Origin of the sequence: Rhizobium skierniewicense (assembly GCF_014196515.1) — a bacterium.
Taxonomy (GTDB): domain Bacteria; phylum Pseudomonadota; class Alphaproteobacteria; order Rhizobiales; family Rhizobiaceae; genus Agrobacterium; species Agrobacterium skierniewicense.
Genome location: NZ_JACIDV010000005.1, coordinates 1 through 25,056 on the forward strand (window position 1 = coordinate 1; position 25,056 = coordinate 25,056).

Here is a 25,056-nt window from a genome sequence, read left to right on the forward strand (position 1 = left end):
GACCAGATCCAGGAACTCACAACCGACCAGATCAAGGCCCTGACGGCCAATCAGGTCGCGGCTATCACGACATCCTCGATCGCAACCTTGAAGACGGAGCAGGTCGCCGCACTCTCCAACAAGCAACTGGTCGCATTGTCCACCGATCAACTGCAGGCCTTCACCTCAGGCAACATCGCAGCCCTCACCACCTCACAGGCTGGTGCCCTGACCGCTGCACAGGTCGCAACCCTCAGCTCTGCCGAGCTCAACAGCTTCGAAACAGCCGAAATTGCAGCCCTCAGCGTCGCCTCCCTCTCCGGTATCGACTCCTCGACACTGGCTTCGCTCTCGACAGCCAACTTTGCAGCCCTCAGCGCCGCGCAGGTCGCAAAGCTCTCGACAGCACAGATCGGGGCCGTCACATCCGCACAGCTTGACGTTCTGACCACAGGCCAGATCGCAGGACTGTCTGCAGCACAGATCAAGACCATCACGACATCGGCCCTGGCGGCTCTCGACAGCACCCAGGTTGCAGCATTCGCTCCAACCCAGATCGCTGCCATGACAACCGACCAGCTTCAGTCCTTCAGCTCCGACAACATCGCTGCGCTGACGACAAAGCAGGCCGCTGCCCTGACCGCCGCACAGGTCGCAACCCTCAGCTCTGCCGAACTCAACAGCTTCGAAACAGCCGAGATTGCAGCCCTCAACGTCGCGTCCCTCTCCGGTATCGACTCCTCGACACTGGCTTCGCTCTCGACAGCTAACTTTGCAGCCCTCAGCGCCGCGCAGGTCGCAAAGCTCTCGACAGCACAGATCGGTGCCGTCACATCCGCACAGCTTGACGTTCTGACCACAGGCCAGATCGCCGGACTGTCGGCCGCACAGATCAAGACCATCACGACATCGGCCCTTTCGGCTCTCGACAGCACACAGGTTGCAGCATTCGCTCCAACCCAGATCGCTGCCATGACAACCGACCAGCTTCAGTCCTTCAGCTCCGACAACATCGCAGCCCTGACGACAAAGCAGGCCGCTGCTCTCACCGCCGCACAGGTCGCAACCCTCAGCTCTGCTGAACTCAACAGCTTCGAAACAGCCGAGATCAAGGCTCTGACCGCAAGCGCTCTGTCCGGCATGACAACCGATGCCGTCGCAGGCCTCACCACGGCGGCCCTCACGGCCTTCAGTGCAACACAGGTCGCAACACTGAGCACAGCACAGATCGCATCGCTCAAGTCCGACCAGATCCAGGAACTCACAACCGACCAGATCAAGGCCCTGACGGCAAATCAGGTCGCGGCTATCACGACATCCTCTATCGCAACTTTGAAGACGGAGCAGGTCGCCGCCCTCTCCAACAAGCAACTGGTCGCATTGTCCACCGATCAACTGCAGGCCTTCACCTCAGGCAACATCGCAGCCCTCACCACCTCACAGGCTGCTGCCCTGACCGCTGCACAGGTCGCAACCCTCAGCTCTGCCGAACTCAACAGCTTCGACACAGCCGAGATTGCAGCCCTCAGCGTCGCTTCCCTCTCCGGTATCGACTCCTCGACACTGGCTTCGCTCTCGACAGCTAACTTTGCAGCCCTCAGCGCCGCTCAGGTCGCAAAGCTCTCGACAGCACAGATCGGTGCCGTCACATCCGCACAGCTTGACGTTCTGACCACAGGCCAGATCGCCGGACTGTCGGCCGCACAGATCAAGACCATCACGACATCGGCCCTTTCGGCTCTCGACAGCACACAGGTTGCAGCATTCGCTCCAACCCAGATCGCTGCCATGACAACCGACCAGCTTCAGTCTTTCAGCTCCGACAACATCGCAGCCCTGACGACAAAGCAGGCCGCTGCCCTCACCGCCGCACAGGTCGCAACCCTCAGCTCTGCCGAGCTCAACAGCTTCGAGACAGCCGAGATTGCAGCCCTCAACGTCGCCTCCCTCTCCGGTATCGACTCCTCGACACTGGCGAGCCTCTCGACAGCCAACTTTGCAGCCCTCAGCGCCGCTCAGGTCGCAAAGCTCTCGACAGCACAGATCGGTGCCGTCACATCCGCACAGCTTGACGTTCTGACCACAGGCCAGATCGCCGGACTGACCGCACTACAGATCGTGACGATCACGACAGCCGCCCTGGCCGCCCTAGACAGCACACAGGTTGCAGCATTCGCTCCAACCCAGATCGCTGCCATGACGAGCGACCAGTTCCAGTCGCTTAGCTCCGACAACATCGCAGCCCTGACGACAAAGCAGGCCGCTGCTCTCACCGCCGCGCAGGTGCTGACACTCAGCTCTGCCGAACTCAACAGCTTCGAAACAGCCGAGATTGCCGCTCTGGGCATCAAGGCGCTCGCTGGTCTTACGACCGATGCCATCGTAGGGTTGAGCGACACGACACTCGATGCTTTCACCACACAGCAGGTGCAAGCACTCGACAGCGCGCAGGTTGATGCAGTCATCACCGCATACAACAACGTCTGATAACCAAAGTCAGACATCTCGACATAGAAACGGCGCGGTTTACCCCGCGCCGTTTTTTATTTCGACTGAGCGCATGCGATCTCGACGAGCCAAACAGAAACACGATACGACGGTCTTATCCATCTCACCGCAGCAACTCTCTTTACAAGACGCCCTCTCCCCTCGTCGGAATGTGGACTGTTCTTGATTGACGCCTCAGTCAAAAAAAGGCCCTGAACCTTGCGGTTCAGGGCCTTTTATAATTTGAACGATGTGATCCGCTTAGAGCTGGCGGACCGAAATCGTTTCTTCCATTTCAACCTTGAGCGTATTGCGCAGCGGCAGACCGAAACCGGTCGCCTCGATCTCGAACACGTCGCCCGCTTCCGGCTTGACACCATCTGCAAAGGACAGCGTCGCGGTGCCGAACATGTGGACATGCACTTCGCCTGGTGCGCGGAACAGACCATACTTGAAATGATGGTATTCCAGATTGGCGAAGGTATGGGACATGTTGTCCTCACCCGACAGGAACGGTTTTTCGAAGATAACCTTACCATCGCGCAGAATGCGGGATGTTCCGCGAATGTCGGATGGCGGTGCACCTACCCGGATTTCTGGACCAAAGCTTGCCGGACGCAGCTTGGAATGCGCGAGATACAGGTAGTTCATCCGCTCGGTCACATGATCGGAGAACTCGTTCGAAACCGCAAAGCCGACACGGACGGCTTCGCCCTTGTCAGATATGACATAGATACCAGCCATCTCAGGCTCTTCGCCACCGTCCAGCGCGAAAGACGGCGACAGGAGAGCAGCACCGGGTGCAGCGGCAACATTGCCGTTACCCTTGTAGAACCACTCGGGCTGAACACCGGTCTGGCCGGGCTTTGGCTTGCCGTTTTCGAGACCCATCTTGAACATTTTCATCGAGTCCGTGAGGCTCTCGTCAGATGTCTCGCTGGTCTTTTTGTGCATGCTATCGCGCGTGGCGGCCGAACCCAGATGGGTCAAGCCCGTACCGGTCAGATGCAGATGCGCGGGGTCCGGATGCGTGATCGGCGGCAGAAAGCGGCCTTCGGCGTAAACTTTCTCAAGATCGACCGCATCGCCGTAGCCCTTGGCCGCGATCACGTCTGCCAGCGACTTGTCGCTATTGGCAGCTTCCATCGCCAGTGCATAGACCGACACGGCATTGTTGACGCTGCGCGCCTGACCGCCATCTTCACGAACGGCGACGATGATGCTTCCGCTCGCATCCTTGATTTGAGAAATCAGCACGGTAGTTCCTTTCAAAGACGATCTGACGCCTGCATCTCATGAAAGTGGCCGGAAACCGGCCACTTGTTCTTGTTAAAATCTGGCGGCGATCTGGCGATCAGCCCTTGTTCTTGTTGTAGACATCGAAGAACACGGCAGCCAGAAGCACAAGGCCCTTGACCATCTGCTGGAAATCGATGCCGAGACCGACAATGGACATGCCGTTGTTCATGACACCCATGATGAAGGCACCAATAACCGCGCCGGTGATCTTGCCAACGCCGCCGGATGCAGATGCGCCGCCGATAAAGCAGGCCGCAATGACGTCCAGTTCAAAGCCGGCACCCGCTTTGGGGGTTGCCGAGTTCAGGCGGGTTGCAATGATCATGCCAGCCAGGCCAGCAAGGACACCCATGTTGACGAAGGTCAGGAAGCTCAAGCGTTCGGTGTTGATACCCGACAGCTTCGTTGCTTTTTCATTGCCACCCATGGCGTAGATGCGACGGCCGATGGTCGTGCGGCGCGTGACAAAGCTGTAAACAGCGATCAGCACGAGCATGACGATCAAAACGTTCGGAAGGCCGCGATATGTCGAGAGCTGGTAGCCCAGAAAGACAATGGCAAGCGAAATCAGGGCGTGCTGGGCAATGAAGAAGCCAAAAGGCTCGACATTGATGCCATGGCTCTGGTTCACCTGACGGCGGCGCAGCGCAAGCACGAAGAGGACAACGGTGATAGCAACGGTCAACACCATGGACGTCGTATTGAAACCGGCGATACCACCGATATCGGGCAAGAAGCCGGTGCTGACAACCTGAAAATCGACCGGGAAAGGGCCAATATTCTTGCCGCCGAGAACGAACAGCGTCAGACCGCGGAACACGAGCATGCCAGCCAGCGTCACGATGAACGACGGGATACGGTGATAGGCGATCCAGTAACCCTGTGCGGCCCCAATGAGGCCTCCGACGCCAAGGCAGATCAACGCTGCCAGCAGCGGGTTCATGCCCCATTGCACGGTCAGAATTGCCGCAACTGCGCCGACGAAGGCGACGATCGAGCCAACCGAGAGGTCGATATGTCCCGCCACGATCACCAGCAACATACCGAGCGACATGATCACGATGAACGAGTTCTGAAGGATCAGGTTCGTCAGGTTAACAGGGCGAAACAGAATGCCGCCGGTGTAAAACTGGAAGAAAACCATGATGGCGACGAGCGCGATCAGCATACCGTATTCGCGGATATTGGCCCGGATATACGAGCCGACGGATACGACGTTGCTCTCTTCGGTGGATGTGTTGGCCGAACTCATCAGTTCTTCTCCCCTGAGCGCATGATAGCGCGCATGATGCTTTCCTGGCTCGCCTCTCCCTTCGGCAATTCGGCGACAATCCGTCCTTCGTTCATAACGTAGATGCGGTCGCAGTTGCCAAGCAGTTCGGGCATTTCCGATGAGATCATCAGAACGCCTTTTCCTTCGGCGGCGAGCTGGTTGATAATGGTGTAGATTTCATATTTTGCACCGACGTCGATGCCGCGTGTCGGCTCATCAAGAATGAGGACGTCAGGATTGGAGAACAACCATTTCGACAAGACAACCTTTTGCTGGTTACCACCGGAAAGGTTGATCGTCTCCTGAAAGATGCCGGAAGAGCGGATGCGCAAACGCTTGCGGAAATCGTTCGCGACCGTCATTTCCTTGATATCGTCGATGACGCTGGCAGACGACACGCCGGCCAGATTGGCAAGTGTGGTGTTGTGCAAAATATTGTCGTTGAGCACGAGGCCCAGATGTTTGCGGTCCTCCGTCACATAGGCAAGACCAGCGTCGATGGCCTTGCGCACCGTGCTGACATCAACGGGCTTGCCGTGGATCAGAACGTCGCCCGTGATCTTGTGACCGTAGGATTTTCCGAACACGCTCATCGCGAATTCGGTGCGCCCCGCGCCCATGAGGCCCGCAATACCCACGACCTCTCCCTTGCGGACATTGACGTTGATATCGTGCAGAACCTGGCGATCACGGTGCTGCTGGTGATAGGCGTTCCAGTTCTTCACTTCCAGAATGGTCTCGCCGATCGCCACGTCGCGTGGTGGGTAACGGTCTTCAAGATCGCGGCCAACCATGTTGCGGATGATGACGTCTTCGCTGATCTCTTCATTATGACAGTCCAGAGTCTTGACCGTCATTCCGTCGCGCAGGACCGTGATCTGGTCTGCCACCTTGCGCACTTCGTTGAGCTTGTGCGTGATGATGATGGACGTTAGACCCTGTTTGCGGAACTCGATCAACAGATTGAGGAGAGCTTCCGAATCGCTTTCGTTCAGGGACGCGGTGGGTTCGTCCAGAATGAGGAGCTTCACGCTCTTGGAGAGGGCCTTGGCGATTTCCACGAGCTGCTGCTTGCCCACACCAATATCGGTGATCAGCGTTTCGGGCGATTCCTTGAGGCCGACCTTCTTTAACAATTCGCGCGTACGGTTGAACGTCTGCTGCCAACTGATGACACCATTGGTAGCAATCTCGTTTCCGAGGAAAATGTTTTCGGCAATCGACAGAAGCGGCACGAGGGCCAGTTCCTGGTGAATGATGATGATGCCGACGTCTTCACTGTCGTTGATCGCGCGGAAGTTCCGCAACTGACCTTCATAGTGAATTTCGCCGTCATAGGTGCCGGCGGGATAAACGCCTGAAAGGACCTTCATAAGGGTCGACTTTCCAGCACCGTTTTCGCCGACGAGTGCGTGTATCTCACCCTGGCGAACCTTGAGGTTCACATTCTCAAGCGCTTTTACGCCCGGGAAGGTCTTGGTGATATTCCGCATTTCGAGAATGGTATTGTCCATATCGCAATCCAGCGCCGTACAATCCGGCGTTCTTATTTGAAGAAGCGGGGATGGACACGATATCCATCCCCGCCACGATCATAAAATTACTTCAGCTGGTCTTCTTTGTAGTAACCGCTGTCAACCAGAACCTGCTTGACGTTGTCCTTGGTTACGGCAACAGGCTTCAGGAGGTAGGAAGGAACGACCTTGACGCCATTTTCATAGGTCTTTGTGTCGTTAACTTCAGGCTCTTTGCCCTGCATTGCTGCATTGACCATGCCAACAGTAACCTTGGCAAGTTCACGTGTGTCCTTGAAAATCGTGGAGTACTGTTCGCCAGCCATGATCGACTTGACGGAGGGAACTTCAGCATCCTGACCGGAAACAACTGGAAGCGGCATGTCGCCAGAACCATAGCCAACGCCCTTGAGCGAGGAGATGATACCGATGGAGATACCGTCGTAAGGCGACAGAACCGCGTCAACCTTGCCGTCTGTGTAGTATGCAGACAGGAGGTTATCCATGCGGGCCTGAGCCGTTGCAGGATCCCAGCGCAGCGTACCGACCTTGTCCATGCCCATCTGGCCGGACTTTACAACCAGCTTGCCGCTGTCGATGTAAGGCTTCAGAACAGACATCGCGCCGTCATAGAAGAAGAAAGCGTTGTTGTCGTCTGGCGAACCGCCGAACAGCTCGATGTTGAACGGGCCCTTGCCGTCCTTCAGGCCAAGCTTGTCGGTGATGGATGTTGCCTGCAACACGCCAACCTGGAAGTTGTCGAACGTTGCGTAGTAGCTGACGTCGCCGCTGTTACGGATCAGGCGGTCATAGGCGATGACCTTGATGCCCTGCGAACCAGCCTGCTTCAGCACGTCCGAAAGCGTGGTGCCGTCGATCGACGCGATGACGAGGACCTTTACGCCCTTGGTAACCATGTTTTCAATCTGGGACAGCTGATTCGGAATATCGTCGTCAGCGTACTGCAGATCTGTCGCGTAACCAGCTTCCTGCAGCTGCTTTACGATGTTGTTGCCGTCGTCGATCCAGCGAGCAGACGACTTCGTTGGCATCGCGATACCAACTGTGCCCTTATCCTGCGCCCATACCGGCGACGCAAATGCTGCAGCGCCGATGGCACAGGCCGCAACCAACGAAATGATGGATTTCATAAACTCTCTCCCTTGAACCCTCTTGCCGGCGCTGTCTATCGACAATCCGCCTTCAAATCCACTGCCCGAGCAATGGAGTTTTAGCTTACTCGACTGGACCGCGAATACAATCCGATCTTTCGCCACTCCCCCTCGGCACAGGCGCAAACTGTTCTGAAATCATATAACTGTCAAATAGAATATGCGGCTTTTCCTATGTCATTTTTGGTATATTAAATCGATATTATCGCCCGGCCTCTTTTTTCAGGGTGCAAATGGAAAAATCCATGGAACGAAATGGAACGAACACATTCGAATTTCTCTCGCTGACAGAAGACAATCCCTTGCTACGCGCGGGGCTGAAAATGGCTCATCTGCGCATGCTGGTGACGATCGAAGAGCATGGTCAGGTCAGCGCCGCCGCTGCCACACTCAACATGACGCAACCCGCCGCTTCGCGCATGCTGGCCGAAATGGAGGCTATTGTTAAAAGCCCGCTTTGCCAACGCGCCTCGCGCGGGGTCGTGCTGACCCAGTTTGGCGAAGCGCTTGCCAAGCGCGCGAAGAAGATTCTTCTGGAATTGCGCGAAGCCAGTCGCGAACTTGCGCAGATGAAATCGGGCAATGGTGGTTCAGTTTTCATCGGCTCGGTAACGGCACCCGCCATCAGCCTTGTCGTCCCAGCCCTTCAAAAGGCGATGGACACCTATCCCGGCATCGAGATCAATGTGCAGGTCGAAACCAGCAATGTCCTGGCTCGTGAACTTCTGGCCGCCCGGCATGATTTCGTGATCGGCCGCATCCCTGATGATCTCGATCCGGCTCTCTTCAACGCGCATGAAATCGGCATCGAATCGGCATGCCTGCTTGTCCGCAAAGATCATCCGCTTTTGAATGGTTCTCCGGCAAGACTGGAGGACCTCTCGCAATATGACTGGGTGTTCCAGCCACCCGGCGCTCTTTTGAGGCGCACAATGGAGGATGTGTTTCTGTCACAGGGCGTTGCACTGCCCCGCAACGTCATCAACACGCCATCCGTCGTCCTTACACTCGCGATCGTCACGCAAACCAACGCGATTGCTCCTCTTGCGTTCGAAATGGCACAATTCGTCTCCGGTCAGCATTCACCCATGGGCGACATCCGCATTCTTCCGACGGAATTCGAATTGAGCGTCAAGCCCTACAGCCTGATCATCACGAAAGACCGGGCTTTGCCGCCAAGCGCCCAATTGCTTTACGACCTCGTTCTCGAGGAAAGCCGCAATCTGACATGGAATTGACAGGCGCAAGCCAGACGCCATGTTGATATGATCGTGTCAGCCCATCATCAGGGACCACCGCATGCTGTTTGGACAATCCGTGTTTCAATCCGTCGTGGAGCGCCTTGAGCGTGAAAACGAAAGCGATTTGCCTGAGGAAACCTCGCGGTCCGGCTCCACCATCAACAGCTTCAGTGCCAGCCTCGTTTTCGAGACAGCAACTCAAGAGCCATTGGCCGCCAATCGCCATCTCGATTCGTATCTGGGGTTTATAGAGCATCCAGTTGCCCACGCCGCGCCGGAGCCAGAACCGGAAATCATGCCACCGCATTTGGAAAAAACGGCATTGTCCGATGTCTCGGATGAACTGGCGATCAACGACAAGGATACACTGGAGACATTGAGCGAGAAGCGCCGCAACTTTGCGCGGTTGAACCACCCGGATATGGTGAACCCGCAATTTCGCGAAAATGCCAATCTGCGCATGAAAGCCGCCAATCTGTTGATCGATCAGGCAATCCGCTTCATCGCCCGATGATTACGTCTCGTCCGTTGGCGTCGGCGCCGTCGTTTCCTCGGTCTTTTTGGGCGTCGGTTTGAAGGTGATGAGCAAGACATAGGCAGAATACGCCGCGATGCCGCCAATGAGGGTTGCCCAGAAAATCTCGTGATTGACGAATTCGATGATGGCCCAGCCCGTGCAGAGACCGACAATCAACAGCCTTACCCACAAAGGCTGATAGATCGGATGATTTGTGTCGATGAACAGCATAATGTCTCCCTGCGCGTCTTCGGCTGCGCTTATGTCTGTGCTGCGGCCGTGCCAGAGGTCAGGATATCTCCATCCAGACGCGACAATGCAAGTCCCATATGCCCATCGAACACCAGACTCTGCTCATCTGGCTCGATTGTGATCTGGGGCATCCCCCCGATGCGGATGGCATTTGTCTCCTTCATGCCGTCCTGAATGCTGGTCTTGAGAAGATCGAAAAACCGCGTCCCCGGTCCCGTCACGAAAACACGCATCGGACCGTGCAGGCTGAACAGCCTCGAAAGTCCGTTGCCCAAGGCAAGTCCGGCCTGCCGGAATGCGAAAGCCGCCATGCGGTTTCCCGAACGGGCGGATGCTGCGATTTTGTCGACCTCCGCCAACGGCACGAATTTCGCGGGGATCGTGTTGGTTGGCACCTCGAAAGCCGTGCGCAAGATACCATAGAAACCGCAATATGCCTCAACGCAACCCCGCGCCCCGCACCGGCACAGCGCACCGTCCGGCAGATGCAGCATGTGCCCGAAATTGGGTGCATCGACCGCCGCACGGCCCTCCCCCACGTCGCGCGCGACACCCAGTCCGATGCTGTGGCCAAGCGAGAGGGCTGCAAGCGAGGAGGTCGGCGGCGTCTCAGACCGTTGACGCATCCACAAGGCCTCGGCAACCAGCAGCGTCTCGTTATAGAGATAAATTCGGGCGCTAAAATGCGATGATAAGACCTGTCGAAACTCGACCTGCCCCTCCCCCAAGACAGGTGACCAGACCAGCGTAGCGCTCGCCGGATCGACCAACCCCTTGCTGCTGATGGAAATATGAAGGACGGCACTTGGCATAATCTTGGAGCGAGCAACGAGACGGAGAAGACCGCTCAAGACCAACAGCGCAAAATCATCCGCCTCGCCAGACGTGCGAGGCTCCCCAAATCGGTCCATCAACTTGCCGGTGAAGTCCACCAGCGAATACTGAACCGCATCCGAGGATATGACGACCACCGCCACATAGCCGAAATGCCTGTTTGGCTGAAACAGAACCCGCGGTCGACCTCTGCCCGATGCGGCCTGCTGCTCGGTGCGCTCGATGAGGGTGAAACGTTCAAGGTCTGCGGTGATGGCAGACACGGTTGCGGAGGCAAGGCCAGTCAATGCCGCAAGGTCGGTGTGCGACAGATTTCCGTGGCGTCGCAAGGCGCTCAAAACCCGTAAACTGTTTTGCTGCCGGACCAGCTCTGTACTCGCTATGCCCGACATTGCAATTCGGTTCCTTCGCCTGTTTTCACCGCCATAGACCCTCAGTGATCAAGCCGCAACCGACCCTGAAAAAAGCCGCGCCGAGTTCTGTTGACAGCCCCAGGATTCTCTGACATTTAATTTCTCGACTGTCGAGAAAAAATGCTTTGGGCGTTGCTTGGCAGGTTTTGTGGCGATCGTAGAGGCATGGAGGTGCTTCGCGTTTCGTCGTTACCCGGGAGGACTTCATGAATTCTTTTGCCAAGCTATTGGCGGGTACAGCCGTACTCGTTTCTCTGCACACAGTGGTTGTCGCTGCCGATCTCGTCGTCGGCGTGTCCTGGTCCAACTTCCAGGAAGAGCGCTGGAAGACCGACGAAGCCGCCATCAAGGACGCGTTGAAGGCGGCTGGCGCAAAATACATTTCCGCAGATGCCCAGACCTCTGCCGCAAAGCAACTGACCGACATCGAAAGCCTGATCGCACAGGGGGCGAACGCGCTGATCGTGTTAGCGCAGGACTCGAGCGCCATCGGTCCCGCCATTGAAAAGGCTGCCGCCGAAGGCATTCCTGTCGTGGGTTACGACCGTCTGATCGAAAACCCCAGCACCTACTACATCACCTTCGACAACAAGGAGGTCGGCCGTTTGCAGGCCAAGGAAGTCTTCAAGATCAAGCCTGAAGGCAACTACGTCTTCATCAAGGGCGGCTCAACCGACCCGAATGCGGACTTCGTGTTTTCGGGCCAGATGGAGGTGCTGAAAGCTGCCATCGATTCCGGCAAGATCAAGAATGTCGGTGAAGCCTATACCGATGGCTGGAAGCCCGAAATTGCCCAGAAGAACATGGAGCAGTTTCTGACCGCCAACAACAACAAGGTCGATGCGGTCGTGTCGTCCAATGACGGCATGGCAGGCGGCGTGGTTGCAGCGTTGGAAGCCCAGGGGCTCGCCGGTTCCGTTCCCGTATCCGGTCAGGATGGCGACAAGGCCGCCTTGAACCGCGTGGCGCTCGGCACCCAGACGGTGTCCGTATGGAAAGACAGCCGCAAGCTCGGCAAGAAGGCCGGCGAAGTGGCCGTGGCTCTTGCCAAGGGCACCAAGATGGAGACGCTGGAAGGCACCATCAAGTTCAAGGGCGGCACCAACGGCGTTGAAATGAGCTCTTATTTCCTCGAGCCACAGGCCATCACAAAGGACAACCTCAATGTCGTTCTGGATGCAAAGTGGATCACCAAGAGCGAACTTTGCCAAAGCGTGAAGGGCGGAACCGTCGCCGCTTGCAAATAACCCCGTATCTGGCGTGGGGAAACGCAAGGCGACAACGTCAACGTTTCCCCACGTCTTTGACGGGACTGCCGCAGCCAAGCTTGCGACGGTCTCGCATATGCGAGGCATGATAGGTTTCAGGGAGCACAGGACACATGACGGACCAAACCGTTGTCGCATCGTCACCCGGCGCACGGGCAGAACGGGGCAACCCGTTTCGACGTTTCATAAACGCGACGGAAGTCGATACGCGGCTTCTGGGCATGGTAGTCGCACTCTTTGCCATCTGGATCGGATTTGACATCCTCTCCGGTGGCCTCTTCCTGACATCGCGCAATTTGTGGAACCTCTCCGTTCAGGCCGCATCCGTTTCCGTCATGGCAACCGGCATGGTTTTGGTAATCGTGACCCGTAATATCGACCTTTCGGTCGGCTCAATCCTCGGTTTCGTCGGCATGATCATGGCCGTAACGCAAACACGCTTTCTACCCGGCTGGCTGGGTTACGACCACCCCATGTCCTGGGTCTTCGCCCTCAGCGTCGGCATTGCGCTAGGTGCTGGAATCGGTGCTTTTCAGGGCGTCATCATCGCCTTCATGAACGTGCCATCCTTCATCGTCACGCTCGGTGGCCTTCTTGTCTGGCGCGGTGCGGCGTGGATGGTGACGAGTGGCGCAACAGTTGCACCCATGGACACCCGCTTTCGCCTGATGGGGGGCGGTGCCGATGGATCGATCGGCGCAACGGCCAGTTGGGTCGTGGGCATCATAGCCTGCGTCCTCATCGTCCTGTCTATCATCAATTCACGCAGACAACGCAAGCGATTCGGCTTTCCACTCAAGCCCCTCTGGGCCGAGTTCTTTATGGGCCTCATTGGCTGCGGCATCGTGCTGGGAGCCGTAAAGGTTCTGAATAGCTACTATATGCCGGTCAATCTCGCACGCAAGTACGCCGAAGCCAACAATATGGTCTGGCCGGATGCGGGCCTCGATATCTCGCTGGGCGTTGCCATACCGGTTCTGATCGCGCTCGGCATCGCCCTCGTCATGAACTTCCTTACCAACCGTACCCGCTTTGGCCGCTATGTATTTGCCATCGGCGGAAACCCAGAGGCGGCGGTCCTCGCAGGCATTAAAACCCGCTGGGTAACAGTGCGCATTTTTGCACTGATGGGAGCGCTGTGCGCCGTTGCAGCCACCATTTCCACCGCGCGTCTGAACGCTGCAACCAATGCTCAGGGCACGCTGGACGAGCTTTATACCATCGCCGCAGCTGTCATCGGTGGCACATCGCTTGCCGGTGGTGCTGGCACCATTGCCGGCGCCATTCTGGGCGCTATCGTCATGCAATCGCTCAATTCCGGCATGGTGCTGCTGGGCATGGACACGCCCTTGCAAAGCATCGTCATCGGAATGGTACTCGTTCTGGCCGTGTGGCTGGACACCGTTTACCGCGCCAGAGCCAAGTAAGAATAAGAGGAGTTTCCGATATGACGGACCAATCCACTCCGCTTGTGGAAATGCGCAATATTTCCATCTCCTTCGGCGGTATCCACGCGGTGGAAAATGCCTCGATCGATCTCCATCGCGGCGAAGTCGTGGCATTGCTCGGCCACAATGGTGCAGGCAAATCGACGCTGATCAAGATCCTGTCCGGCGCCTATCGTCGCGATGGCGGAGAGATCCTGATCAATGGCGAAGATGTCGATATTCGCAATCCGCGCGACGCCAAGAAATTCGGCATCGAGACCATCTATCAGACGCTCGCCGTCGCCGACAATGTTGATGCTGCGGCCAATCTCTATCTCGGCCGTGAGCTACGCACCCCTTGGGGCACGCTGGACGATGTCGCCATGGAGGCCTCCGCCCGCGAAGTGATGGGCCGTCTCAACCCCAACTTCAAGCGCTTCAAGGAGCCAGTGAAGGCGCTATCCGGCGGACAAAGGCAATCCGTCGCCATTGCCCGCGCCATTCTGTTCGATGCCCGCATTCTCATCATGGATGAGCCCACGGCCGCACTTGGACCGCAGGAAACCGCGCAGGTGGGTGATCTGGTAAAGGAGCTCAAGAAAGAAGGCATCGGCATCTTCCTCATCAGCCACGACATTCACGACGTCTTCGATCTCGCAGACCGTGTCTTTGTGATGAAGAACGGTAAAGTCGTCGGCCACGCCAGAACGCAGGACGTGACCAAGGACGAAGTGCTGGGTATGATCATCCTGGGCAAGGTGCCCGCAAAGGCAACGCCAGGCCCAGGCGCGATGAGGCTTTGATGACCCATCACAAGGGTGCCGCCAAGCGCACCCTTGATCGTGCGGATTGAAACACAGCGTACAGACGTCTGACGTCCATACACCCTCAGATAGACCTTCAGTCCTTGATGCGTCGCAAAAGTTTCACCAGTTGATCGCGCGCCTTTTCGCCGCCCAAGCGATCAATCAGCTTGTTTTCGTGCTCCTGCCATAAACGGGACACGTCTTCCACCACGACATGACCTTCAGGCGTCATATCCAGATAGTGAACGCGACGGTCGGACATGGATCGACGTCTTTGGAGGAGCTTCTTGTCCTCAAGACCATCAATGATGGCCACGAAGTTGGCACGCTGGATACCGAGTGCTTCCGCGACATCGCTTTGTTTTAAGCCGCTATTGTTGGCGACGAGGACGAGAACCGAAAAATCGGCTGGCCGCAGACCGAGCGTTAACAGACTGTCGTTGAATTCAGACACAACCGAAAGCTGCGCCCTCCGAAGCCTGTAAACGACAGCATCAGAAAGAATCGAGTAATCGATATCGACCTTTGGTGTCGACGGCGCGGTAGCCGCATACATATATTTTGTTTCATCAACGCGATAGTCGAATGCGAGACCTTCCGTCATGCATAGCCTCCATTGATTCGTTTCAAGATTGTAGTAAACTATCGAATTAGGTGTATTAGAACAACATTTAATAATATATAAAGCAACGATATAAAATTTTCCACCCGCAATTAATCGCCACAACAACACCAATCAAAATAAAGGAAAAGTTGCAAAGACTTAGTGTTCCAATTCTTATCTTTGAGAGCTAGGAAAAAAATCTACCGCCCCGAATGGCGGTCCAACGGCTGCCGGGAATCCCAAAAAAAGTCGAAGACGCGATGGTGAAGTTTCCAGCAGAGGCGCTTATTTTGCGAGCAAATGCACACGTTTTAGGAGAACGAAAGTGCACACACAGATGCGGTTGGACAAGGATGACGCCCTGTCTCAACTCCAACCCCAATTTTTCGCATTGATGCGCAGGACAAGCTAGGCTAAGAACCAATCATGACCAGCGGCGATTCATTGCCCGCACGGACGCACCCGTAGCTCAGCTGGATAGAGTGTTGGATTCCGATTCCAAAGGTCGCAGGTTCGAATCCTGCCGGGTGCGCCAAAATTCTATGAATGATCCATCCGTGTGGACCGTCACCCCAAAATAGTGAACCAACGAGCGGTCGCCCATAGACTCCGAAGGGCGAAAGACACTTAGGTTGATTGCGAAAATGCCGGGCTCAGAGCCTGAAAGTGGCAGGCGGGTCGTCATCTACTTGGTACGTTCCTTTTGCACCGGCAAAACCTGTTCCGCCCATGAAGCGACTTGAAATAGTATATTGCCGTCAAGCAAGTTCCGCCCCATCAAAGCGCGGGAGGCCAAGTCCTTCAGGACGTCGTTTTCCTTCGAATTTTGAGATTCGGAGGAATCACCACTTCAAACAGGCGTGCGTCGCTGATTGAGAAAAATGCCTCTCGTTACCAAGGCAGCTCCGGCCCTGGCAACGGGAGTCTGCCCGAACCAAAGAACGGAAGTCGGGCCGGATAATCCGCTCGGCTCCGGAATTCTGGAAAACAATTTTTAAGATTATTTTCAGATCCAGACTCAACTCAGTTGCGAATTAGAATAAAATGTAGCAGTATAATCTAATATTTAAGTGCAAATTTGATGAAGATCATTTCCCAACAACACGACGCAATGTGAGATGCCCTTCGCTCGAAAACCCCCGCCGAGCCATCAGTCAGTTGCTTGTATTCCAGTAAATCTTGTCGTCGCTGTAGTCCCAGATGAGGAAGTCGGAAGATAATGCCCACGCGAAAGACGTTGAAGACACCAGACGCGAAGATGAAACTGCTAGAGGAGAAACTGGACCTTGGGACCTGGACATGGGATCTAGAGACGTCAGAGCTGGTCTGGTCCACGGGGCTCTGTCGGATTCTCGGAGTCAACCCTAATACGGTCGTGCCAAATATCGATTTGTATCAGTCGCTGGTACATCCTGACGACCAGCTAGAATTTGACGATGCCGTTTTATTGGCTGCCTCAAAAAAGCTCGAACATCGCCGTTTCCGAATAATCCGGCCGGATGGAACGCTGCGGGTTTTGGAAAGTAAGGCACATCCCCATTTCAACAGGGATGGCAAGGCCGTGATGGTCATCGGCGTCATAAGGGACATTACCGAAGAGGAGCAGTCGCGACTTGACTGCGTCCTGCAGAAAGAGACTGCGAAAGCGCTGACTAAACTCTTGGGTGGCGATGTCTGGCGCGCATATCCGAATGGCAAGCTGATAGAGACCGTGCATTGGACCAAGCTGACCGGGCAGACCCCTCAGGAAACGCACGACTGGGAGAAGTTGGCTGCCATCCACCCCGAAGACCGATCGCTCTTTCGGGAGGCGTGGAAGGACGCGATCGAACACCGAAGTGTTTTCGATGTGACGATCCGGATCAGACTGGTGAACGGAACATATCAATGCATACGAGGCCGCGCTTTCCCGGTACTGGATGCCGGCGGTTCAGTGACCCAATGGGTCGGCCACACTGTCATCGTGAAAGAGCACCGCACGAAGCTTGAGGAAGAAAAGCTGCTAACATCCGCTCAAATCAGAGCTTCCAGAGCGTTTCTCGACTGGACTGCGCCCGAACTGGCAGCACGCGCGGCGGTTTCATTCTCGACGGTCAGGCGAATGGAACATGATGCCAGAACGGTAAAGAGGGAAAGCCTGGTGTATGTGAAGAAAGCCTTCCAGGATGCTGGTATTTGCTATCATCAAGTCGGGGACGGCGAGGTCGCCATATCGTTGAAACAGAACGAAGTTTTACAGGCCATCTCAGCGCTGGCGAGCGCGTAGTCACTGGTTTGAAAGTGCGCAGCAGCGAATAATAACTCAACACCGACTGAGCATTTGATGCTCAATGGACGTTCACTGAGCATATAAATATCAAAATAAAGCAACGTTTGACTTACCCCCCTTATGCAAGCGTAAATCCTGCGGAAATATAGTTACAGACAGTCCAAGTGATGGTCTAATATAGGGGAAGAAGATGTCATTGTTGAATCTTACACTGAATTCGAGCAATAAAGCCGTCATCGCAGCATTGGAAAAATCCCAAGCGGTTATCGAATTTGCAATGGACGGAACCATCCTGCGCGCGAACGAAAACTTCTGTTCGGCACTGGGCTACACCCAATCGGAAATCGTAGGGAAACACCACCGAATATTCGTGGCTGAAGTAGAAGCATCGTCACAAGACTATCAGGATTTCTGGGCTCGCCTCCGCAGCGGTCAGTTTGATCGGCGGCAGTACAAGCGCATGTCGAAAGACAGAAAAGAAGTTTGGATCGAGGCAACCTACAATCCGATCCTCAAGAACGGGAAGCCGTTCAAGGTCGTGAAGTTCGCCACCGATATCACCGCCTCCAAGGTTGCTTCCCTGAACGATGCAGACACTTTGGTGGCGATTTCACGCTCGCAGGCGGTCATCGAATTCAATCTGGATGGGGAAATTCTCACGGCAAATGCTAATTTTTGCAGCGCTATGGGATATGATCTGTCCGATATCCGCGGAAAACATCATCGTATATTCTGCAAAGCTGACTACGCAAATTCAGAAGAATACCGGGACTTCTGGCGTCGCCTCAGCAAAGGCGAAGTCCTCGCGAACGAGTTCCTTCGGGTCGGCAAGGATGGGCGCGAGGTCTGGATACAGGCCGCATACAACCCGATCATCGATCCCAGCGGTAAAGTCACCAAGGTGATAAAGTTTGCGACCGACGTCACACCCCGCATGGGCGCTGTGACGACGGTGGCCGACGCACTCAAATCGTTGGCGGCAGGAGACCTGCTACAGAATTTGAGCACGCCGTTCGTTCCCACGATGGAGGCGCTCCGGCATGACTTCAACGAGGCGATCGACAAGCTACGTTCAGCCATGCAGATGGTAGGGCAAAACGCCAGAGGCATTGCGGCAGGATCCAGCGAGATAAAATCCTCTGCAGACGACCTCTCCAAACGAACTGAGCAGCAGGCAGCTTCGGTCGAAGAAACTGCAGCAGCACTTGAGGAAATCACCAACACGGTCGCCGATTCCAGCAGACGCGCCGAAGAAGCCGGTCGTCTGGTCGAAGCAACGCGGGCAGACGCGGAAAATTCTGGCACCGTCGTAAAGAATGCCGTCGCAGCCATGGATCAGATCGAGGCGTCCTCCCGCGAGATATCGAACATCATCGGGGTCATCGACGACATCGCCTTCCAGACAAACCTCTTGGCCCTGAATGCGGGCGTCGAAGCCGCACGTGCGGGCGATGCGGGCAAAGGCTTCGCGGTTGTCGCTCAGGAAGTCCGGGAACTCGCGCAGCGCTCCGCAAAAGCCGCAAAAGAGATCAAGGTGCTGATCAACGCCTCAAGCGAGTATGTCAAAAACGGTGTTTCACTCGTTGGCGAGACAGGCAGATCACTGGAATCGATCGTGCGGCAAGTCCAAACCATCAACGGCAACGTCGAAGCGATCGTGCGCGCGTCGAAAGAACAGTCCATTGGACTGAAAGAGATCAATCAGGCGGTCAACATGATGGACCAGAGCACGCAGCAGAATGCCGCCATGGTCGAACAATCCACAGCAGCCAGCCATGGTCTTGCACAGGAAGCGGACTCCCTCTTCAGCTTGCTCAGCCAGTTTCAAGTCGAAGAGCGGGAAGCTTCGCGTGCTCAGAGACACAAGGCGCCAGAGCTGGCTATCGTATCACAGACCCGTCGAACGGGCTCGATGCCAAGACGGGGATCTTCCGGCAATGCTGCGGTTGCAACGACGTCCTGGGAAGACTTTTGAGTTCCATTCCCAGGAGATGTCCCCCAAGCGATGAGAAAATAGCCAGATGATGCAGGGAACCGTCGTTCATCGGACAAAACCAATCGAGTTCGGCGATGAAGCCGACACGATCCGCGTTTGTATCACAGACAAACAGGGCCAGGTTCAAATGGCCAGCCCTGATTTCTTCGAAGGGTTGTCTGTAGCAACAGCCCCTGCGTCGAACTATCGTCTGGAAATCAAATGCGGCGACAACGGCACAATATTGGCCTTTGAAGACATCGTGAACGTCATCACTTGTGAGAACAAGTGGGCTGGGTGGTGCCGGGTTGCCGAAGCGACCGTACCCGGCCCTTGGTTTCATGCCGTTCTGACACCCGTGGCCCCGCAATCTTCAAGGAAAAATGCTGAGGCAATCATCGTAGCCAGGACGGCGCCTGCAAGGGATGCTCTTCAGACCTTGCAGGCTTCTATCGCAGTCGCCGAATTTGACATCGATGGAACCATGATCTCGGCGAACGAACACTATCTTTCAGCGTTTGGATACGACCTGGCGGATATGGCCGGACAACATCACTCAATGCTGCTTTTCGCGGCCGACGCCGCATCAATGGACTATGGACATTTCTGGGCAACCCTCCGCAAAGGTCTAAAACTCGAAGCCCCGTTTCGGCGTCGTGACAAATACGGCCGCGAAAAATGGATCCAGGCAGCATATTGTCCCGTATCAGGTCCGGCAGGATCTCCCAACAAGATCATAGAGTTCGCAATCGACATAACGAGACAGAAGCTCAGGGATGCGGATCACGAAAGCCAGATAGAGGCTATTCGGAAGTCGATGTGCATGGTCGAGTTTACGCTCGATGGTTTTCTGATCAGCGCAAACGATAGGTTTCTCGATCTCTTTGGCTATCGGATCGAGGAACTCGCGGGTGCTCATCACTCGGTTTTCGCACCCGTGGAATTCAGAGATTCACCAGAGTATCAAAGCTTCTGGAAGCGGCTGACGGAAGGCTTTTTCCAGGCGTCGCAGTTCCGGCGTGTTGCCAAGGACGGATCCGACGTGTGGTTGGAGGCGATCTACAATCCCGTTCTGTCACCTTCTGGACGACCATGTAAAATCATAAAACTTGCACGCGATATAAGCGAGCAGAAACGCCAACTTGCTGCCAAGGAATACGCAATTTCCCATGCGGCCTCGCACGACACCCTCACCCAGGTTTTGAACAGATACGGCCTTCGAAACAGGTTCGCAGAGGAGCGCCAGAAGGGAAATCATCTCACGTCTATCATGCTTGTCGATCTGGATGGCTTCAAACCCGTGAATGACACCTACGGGCATTTCGTGGGCGATGAAGTTTTGCGAGAGGTCGCCCACCGCCTCCAGGTCATCACTGCTGGAGAAGGCCTCGTCGCACGATTGGGAGGAGACGAGTTTGCCATTGGGCTAACGGCCAGCGGGTCTTCAAACCTCGTGCCGAGCCTTGTTGCAGACGAGTTGCTGGCACTCTTGCGAAGACCCATTACGATATCGGGACTGGACATTGTGATAGGAGCCTCGATTGGAATTGCGGTCAACGTATCTGGAGACGACGAACTCGATGTCCTGCTTCGTCGTGCGGACATCGCTCTATACACCGTCAAACATAACGGCAAAAACGGGTTCCACGTATTCGATGCCGACTAGCGCCATCACCAAGAATGTCAAAGGATTAAGTTGTAGGATAGCTTTGCAGATACAGCCTCAACAAGCTGGATCAGCCTATTGCTTGTCCGCCCCTCGCCATCGTAATGGCCTCACGATCTTCCCTTCGTCTCCCGACAACGTTGCGAACAGAATTTGACGCTATCCCAGTTCTTCTGCCACTTCTTTCGCCATGAAAACGGCCTGCCGCAGACCGGACAAATCTTTGAAGGCAGGTTTGATTTTTCGCGATGTTTTGCCATCTGCTATTCCAGAATATTTTATCGTTAAAACAAGCTACGTCCCGATTGGGAGATCTGCTTGGCAACAATGTGCGCACAGTCAGCGTGTTGGCATCGGGATAACGGATATATGCCTTGCCAAGAAGCCCGACGAATGCATTACGTTAATACCCATAAGCAATCCCGTGAACCTCTTCCTGCGTTCGGTGTTTATAGCAGATGGAAACATTGCCCTCTCTCGTGCTACCCTGCCTGCCAGCAGACTTCCGCGCCGTTATCTTGGGGGCGAGTGGAGGTGTAGGGTCAGCGATTGCTGCTTTGGTGGAGCAGCAGCCGCAGCTTGGCGAACTCTTCACTTTTTCACGCAGCGCTGACGGGTTTGACCTGCATGACGAGAAAAGCGTCGAGGCCGCGGCAGAGGCGGTTTCCGGCGGTCCTGTCCATCTCATTATTTGCGCGACCGGCATTCTAACAACGAACGGCGTATCTCCGGAAAAATCGCTGAAACAGCTGGACCCTGACATCATGCTGGAGCAATTCAGGACAAACGCGGTGGGACCTGCGCTGGTCGCGAAACATTTTTTGCCGCTGCTTGACAGACAACACCGTTCCATCGCTGCGTTCCTGTCGGCACGCGTCGGCTCCATTGGCGATAACCGGCTGGGTGGGTGGATGTCCTACCGCGCTGCAAAGTCAGCGTTGAACCAGATTGTTCACACCAGCGCAATCGAGTATCGACGCACGCACCCTTTGGCGGTCGTGGTGTCGATCCACCCCGGAACGGTACGGACCGGCTTGTCGGAGCCATACTCGCGCGGCCACAATACCGTCTCTGCGGAAGAGGCAGCTCATGCGATGCTGTCGTCACTGAACAAGTTGCATCCGGAGCAGTCCGGGACGTTCATCGCTTATGACGGCAGCGACATTCCCTGGTAGCCTCCAGCCGATCGGAAGATCATTTTCCGTCACTGGCAATCTTCATCTCCAGCGACTGCGCAATGGCCTTGAGGTTCCGCTTTTTGCCGGCAATTTTCTCCATGGCTGCGATGGCGAGGTCGCTGGCAACATAATCGGATTTATGGCCGAGATTATGAACGACGATGAGTTCGGCGCCTCTGATGTCGCGCGCGAGATGACGCGAGTGAATATCGGTTGAAACAACCGTGTCGGCATCGCCCGCGATGATGACCGTCCTGGCCTTGATGTCGCGAAATGCTGGAGACGCCGTCTTTGCCCATGCGTTCAAGCCACCCACTTCCTGCGCGTTGTGGCGGAATGCGATGGGACGCAAGGCCTGATACGCCTTTGTTTTTGATATGTAATCGGACGGGCGTGGATTGGGCTCAAAGACAGATTTGACAGCGGCATCCATGGCGAATGCGCCAGCTGGAGGCGCGATCAGCGTGCTAAAGAGCACCCCGGCGAAGGGTAGCCGTGCCGCATCATAATACCAGGAAACACCTCCCGGCCAAGGGTAGACCGCCGGAGACAGAAAGACGAGACCGTCTACCATGTCTGGGTGACGCACGGCAAAGGCGGCAGTGATGGCGCCGCCGAAGGAATGCCCAACGATGATCGCCTTGCGAATGCCCCGTTTTTTCATAAGGTCCGCGATGGCATCTGCCTGTGCATCGGGTGACACATTTGCCTTAGGCCCCACGTCGGAGCGGCCGTGACCGGGCCGGTCAACGAACAGCAACGTCGCTTTGCCCTCCAGCTTTTCACGGAACGCATACATCGGGTCATAAAGGCTGGTGCTGGCCCCGTGAATGAAGACGAGTGGCGGAAGCGTTGCGCCTTTCTTGGCTGGCAGGAGAATGCTGTTGAGCTTGAAACCACCAACGTCAACCCTAGCCTCGCCTGATGTGGCTGGCGACTTTATCTTTTCCGACGCCAAGGCCCCACTTCCGAGCATCATCGCGATAGAAATTCCGAACACAGTCGCAAAACGAGATGCCATGATGAACCTGAAAGTGAGAGGCGTGACGAAAAATGAACCCGCTGTCGAGATGCCGGGTGGAGCGGACGTCCGCGTCCTTCAACGGGCGATGCGGCCACCAAACTTCTCGGTGATCCAGTGACCTGCACACGCCGAAACACCGGAAAGCAGCGAACCCCAGATCAGATCGGCAACCGTCAGTGTTGTCGTCCAGGTGACGAGCGTCGCCTGGTTGGTCAGGTCATACGTTGCATAGGCCATGAAGCCAAGCATTGCGCCATAAAGCGTTGACGTCCCCAGCTTGGCTGTCACAAGCCCGGGGCGCACCGCGAAGAAGGTCAGGCCAGCGGCGTAGATAAGGTAAAACAGGACAGCCGGGATGGGCCGAAACTCCGGCGCCAGCATCGGCCCCAATGTCGGCCGATAGAGCACGTCTGCCATGACGCTCAGCCACACAAAATCGATGGCCACGAACACCACCAGCGTCGAAATATAAGCGACAGCGCGTTTCTTCATCTTAGCCCCAATTTCCAGAAATCATCAGTTGATGCGCGACCATTCAACGCCCTTGCAGATAACACCAGCAAGAACACAACCCTTGGTCGTCATTGTATCGCCTTTTACCGACACCGTCAGTTTGTAGGTCAGATCGCGCTGAGGGTCGAAAGCGGTTCCAGCATATTCCCCGTCAGAGGTCGGCTTGATGCTCATGACCAGCTTGTCGCCTTCTTTTTCTGTCGGCGTACCGGGTTTGATCCAGGTGTTGGTGGCGCAAATATCGCCACCACAAGGTGCGACGCGAACCTTGGCGTTGCCATCGCCGCGCGCCCATTGGCCGGTTATGTCTGCCGCCGAAGCGATGCCCACAGAAAAAAAGACCATGCAGATAGCGTAGGGGAATGCTGTTTTCATCACCGTCTCCTCCGACAGTTTGACTGTGTCGCGATGTATTGAAGACTAGAACGGTGGAAAAGTTTCATTGGATCACTTCGAAACGTCGTATCGGTTTTTTTCTTTCCCGAGCAAACCAAGGCGTTTCCTTCGCCGTAGTCTATTGAAAGAAGCAACATATCAGTGCGGAAGAATGTCCCGATGAACTACGGATTGATGATCTTGATTGCCATTGGGCTCAGTCTTGCCATGACGTCTGCGTGGGCCATCCAGCGAAAGACCGGCGCCAGCGGCTGGATCGACACGATCTGGTCCTTCGCGGTCGGCATCGGCGGTCTTGTTGCCGCTTTGGCCGCGCAAGGCGCGTTCGAGCGGCGCATAGCGGCCTTCATGATCATCGCCATTTGGTCGATAAGGCTTGGGAGTCATATCGGCACCCGCACGAAGGGCGGGGGTGAAGACCCACGCTACGCCAAGCTGGTGGAAGACTGGGGCAGCAAAGCTGGGAAACGCCTGTTCCAGTTTCTACAGATACAGGCACTGGCCGGGTTCGTCCTTGTGTTGGCGATCTACCTTGCCGCCTCCAATCCGTCACCGTTTCCCACATGGCTGGACATCATCGCTGTCGTGCTTGCACTCGTCGCACTCGTGGGCGAAGCCGTGTCGGACCGACAACTGGCGCATTTCCGCAAAAAGCCTGAAGCTAAAACCGACGTGTGTGAAGACGGTCTGTGGGGCTACTCGCGTCATCCCAACTATTTTTTCGAGTGGCTGTTCTGGTGTTCCTGGCCATTGATTGCCCTCACGGGACCCTCACCATTGAGCTGGGCTTCGTTACTCGCACCTGCGCTGATGTACTGGCTGCTCGTGCACGCGTCCGGCATCCCGCCGCTGGAAGAGCACATGCTGCGCTCGCGCGGGGAGAAATTCAAATCCTTGCAAAGACGCGTGAATGCGTTTTTTCCTGGACCAAGAAAAGAGGAGGAATAGT

22 protein-coding genes and 1 tRNA gene are annotated in these 25,056 nt (G+C 55.8%); 12 read left to right on the plus strand and 11 right to left on the minus strand.

Going from position 1 to position 25,056, the window contains the following annotated elements; translation table 11 throughout:
• Window positions 1–2,466: beta strand repeat-containing protein (locus GGQ73_RS08980; protein ID WP_412762966.1), on the plus strand; the 2,466-nt coding region annotated here is incomplete at its 5' end.
• 261 nt (window positions 2,467–2,727) lie between these two features.
• On the opposite strand, the gene araD1 is transcribed toward GGQ73_RS08980, so the two are convergent.
• The 4 genes from araD1 to chvE all read right to left on the minus strand — a co-directional run bounded on the left by araD1 (window position 2,728) and on the right by chvE (window position 7,703).
• On the minus strand, window positions 2,728–3,723 hold the full coding sequence (gene araD1, locus GGQ73_RS08985) for an AraD1 family protein (protein ID WP_183895703.1): 996 nt from the start codon (window positions 3,721–3,723) through the stop codon (window positions 2,728–2,730).
• 97 nt (window positions 3,724–3,820) lie between these two features.
• Window positions 3,821–5,017 carry a multiple monosaccharide ABC transporter permease gene (gene mmsB, locus GGQ73_RS08990; protein WP_174153736.1) on the minus strand — a complete coding sequence of 399 codons (1,197 nt, stop codon included), beginning with the start codon at window positions 5,015–5,017 and terminating at the stop codon, window positions 3,821–3,823.
• Window positions 5,017–6,552: a sugar ABC transporter ATP-binding protein GguA gene (gguA, locus tag GGQ73_RS08995; RefSeq protein WP_174153737.1), complete on the minus strand. Its 1,536-nt coding sequence runs from the start codon at window positions 6,550–6,552 to the stop codon at window positions 5,017–5,019. Before gguA ends, mmsB begins: the two co-directional genes overlap by 1 nt.
• Before the next feature lie 86 nt (window positions 6,553–6,638).
• Window positions 6,639–7,703 (minus strand): sugar ABC transporter substrate-binding protein ChvE, encoded by a 1,065-nt coding sequence (gene chvE / locus GGQ73_RS09000; protein ID WP_174153738.1) that lies wholly within the window; start codon window positions 7,701–7,703, stop codon window positions 6,639–6,641.
• A 266-nt stretch (window positions 7,704–7,969) separates the two neighbouring features.
• Between chvE and GGQ73_RS09005 the strand changes: the two genes are divergently transcribed.
• Together GGQ73_RS09005 and GGQ73_RS09010 are read left to right on the plus strand one after the other, a co-directional pair.
• Window positions 7,970–8,962: a LysR family transcriptional regulator gene (locus GGQ73_RS09005; RefSeq protein ID WP_234900316.1), complete on the plus strand. Its 993-nt coding sequence runs from the start codon at window positions 7,970–7,972 to the stop codon at window positions 8,960–8,962.
• Window positions 8,963–9,023: 61 nt separating this feature from the next.
• Window positions 9,024–9,479, plus strand: coding sequence for a hypothetical protein (locus GGQ73_RS09010; protein WP_183895705.1), 456 nt, complete (start codon window positions 9,024–9,026; stop codon window positions 9,477–9,479).
• Here the strand turns inward: GGQ73_RS09010 and GGQ73_RS09015 are convergent, their stop codons facing one another.
• Both GGQ73_RS09015 and GGQ73_RS09020 read right to left on the minus strand, forming a co-directional pair.
• Window positions 9,480–9,713, minus strand: coding sequence for a hypothetical protein (locus tag GGQ73_RS09015; RefSeq protein ID WP_174153741.1), 234 nt, complete (start codon window positions 9,711–9,713; stop codon window positions 9,480–9,482).
• A gap of 29 nt (window positions 9,714–9,742) precedes the next feature.
• Window positions 9,743–10,960, minus strand: coding sequence for an ROK family transcriptional regulator (locus GGQ73_RS09020; RefSeq protein WP_183895708.1), 1,218 nt, complete (start codon window positions 10,958–10,960; stop codon window positions 9,743–9,745).
• A 227-nt stretch (window positions 10,961–11,187) separates the two neighbouring features.
• Between GGQ73_RS09020 and xylF the strand changes: the two genes are divergently transcribed.
• The 3 genes from xylF to GGQ73_RS09035 all read left to right on the plus strand — a co-directional run bounded on the left by xylF (window position 11,188) and on the right by GGQ73_RS09035 (window position 14,479).
• The gene (xylF, locus tag GGQ73_RS09025) at window positions 11,188–12,228 is read left to right on the plus strand and encodes a D-xylose ABC transporter substrate-binding protein (RefSeq protein WP_183895710.1); all 1,041 of its coding nucleotides are present in this window, start codon (window positions 11,188–11,190) and stop codon (window positions 12,226–12,228) included.
• 134 nt (window positions 12,229–12,362) lie between these two features.
• Window positions 12,363–13,676: a sugar ABC transporter permease gene (locus GGQ73_RS09030; RefSeq protein WP_183895712.1), complete on the plus strand. Its 1,314-nt coding sequence runs from the start codon at window positions 12,363–12,365 to the stop codon at window positions 13,674–13,676.
• Between the two features lie 20 nt (window positions 13,677–13,696).
• Window positions 13,697–14,479, plus strand: a complete 783-nt coding sequence (locus GGQ73_RS09035) for an ATP-binding cassette domain-containing protein (protein WP_174153744.1) — start codon at window positions 13,697–13,699, stop codon at window positions 14,477–14,479.
• A 97-nt stretch (window positions 14,480–14,576) separates the two neighbouring features.
• Here GGQ73_RS09035 and GGQ73_RS09040 read toward each other — a convergent pair whose 3' ends face one another.
• On the minus strand, window positions 14,577–15,086 hold the full coding sequence (locus tag GGQ73_RS09040) for a MarR family winged helix-turn-helix transcriptional regulator (protein WP_174153745.1): 510 nt from the start codon (window positions 15,084–15,086) through the stop codon (window positions 14,577–14,579).
• A gap of 458 nt (window positions 15,087–15,544) precedes the next feature.
• Between GGQ73_RS09040 and GGQ73_RS09045 the strand changes: the two genes are divergently transcribed.
• From GGQ73_RS09045 to GGQ73_RS09060, 4 genes are all read left to right on the plus strand, one after another.
• Window positions 15,545–15,621: transfer RNA gene (locus tag GGQ73_RS09045), tRNA-Arg, on the plus strand.
• Window positions 15,622–16,344: 723 nt separating this feature from the next.
• A complete protein-coding gene (locus GGQ73_RS09050; RefSeq protein ID WP_183895714.1) occupies window positions 16,345–17,352 on the plus strand; it encodes a PAS domain-containing protein in 1,008 nt (335 codons plus the stop codon).
• A 193-nt stretch (window positions 17,353–17,545) separates the two neighbouring features.
• Entirely contained in the window at window positions 17,546–19,330 is a 1,785-nt protein-coding gene (locus GGQ73_RS09055; RefSeq protein ID WP_183895716.1) for a methyl-accepting chemotaxis protein, read from the plus strand.
• Window positions 19,331–19,376: 46 nt separating this feature from the next.
• Window positions 19,377–20,996 (plus strand): diguanylate cyclase domain-containing protein, encoded by a 1,620-nt coding sequence (locus tag GGQ73_RS09060; protein ID WP_183895718.1) that lies wholly within the window; start codon window positions 19,377–19,379, stop codon window positions 20,994–20,996.
• Between the two features lie 110 nt (window positions 20,997–21,106).
• Here the strand turns inward: GGQ73_RS09060 and GGQ73_RS09065 are convergent, their stop codons facing one another.
• Window positions 21,107–21,256, minus strand: a complete 150-nt coding sequence (locus tag GGQ73_RS09065) for a DUF2256 domain-containing protein (protein ID WP_183895720.1) — start codon at window positions 21,254–21,256, stop codon at window positions 21,107–21,109.
• Between the two features lie 198 nt (window positions 21,257–21,454).
• Between GGQ73_RS09065 and GGQ73_RS09070 the strand changes: the two genes are divergently transcribed.
• A complete protein-coding gene (locus GGQ73_RS09070) occupies window positions 21,455–22,171 on the plus strand; it encodes an SDR family NAD(P)-dependent oxidoreductase (protein WP_183895722.1) in 717 nt (238 codons plus the stop codon).
• 19 nt (window positions 22,172–22,190) lie between these two features.
• Here the strand turns inward: GGQ73_RS09070 and GGQ73_RS09075 are convergent, their stop codons facing one another.
• The 3 genes from GGQ73_RS09075 to GGQ73_RS09085 form a co-directional block, all read right to left on the minus strand.
• On the minus strand, window positions 22,191–23,195 hold the full coding sequence (locus GGQ73_RS09075; protein ID WP_234910929.1) for an alpha/beta fold hydrolase: 1,005 nt from the start codon (window positions 23,193–23,195) through the stop codon (window positions 22,191–22,193).
• A gap of 78 nt (window positions 23,196–23,273) precedes the next feature.
• Window positions 23,274–23,690: a DUF2177 family protein gene (locus tag GGQ73_RS09080; RefSeq protein WP_174153752.1), complete on the minus strand. Its 417-nt coding sequence runs from the start codon at window positions 23,688–23,690 to the stop codon at window positions 23,274–23,276.
• Between the two features lie 24 nt (window positions 23,691–23,714).
• On the minus strand, window positions 23,715–24,086 hold the full coding sequence (locus GGQ73_RS09085; protein ID WP_183895725.1) for a DUF2147 domain-containing protein: 372 nt from the start codon (window positions 24,084–24,086) through the stop codon (window positions 23,715–23,717).
• Between the two features lie 180 nt (window positions 24,087–24,266).
• On the opposite strand from GGQ73_RS09085, the gene GGQ73_RS09090 reads away from it, so the two are divergent.
• The gene (locus tag GGQ73_RS09090) at window positions 24,267–25,055 is read left to right on the plus strand and encodes a DUF1295 domain-containing protein (protein ID WP_183895727.1); all 789 of its coding nucleotides are present in this window, start codon (window positions 24,267–24,269) and stop codon (window positions 25,053–25,055) included.
• Window position 25,056: the final 1 nt, after the last annotated feature.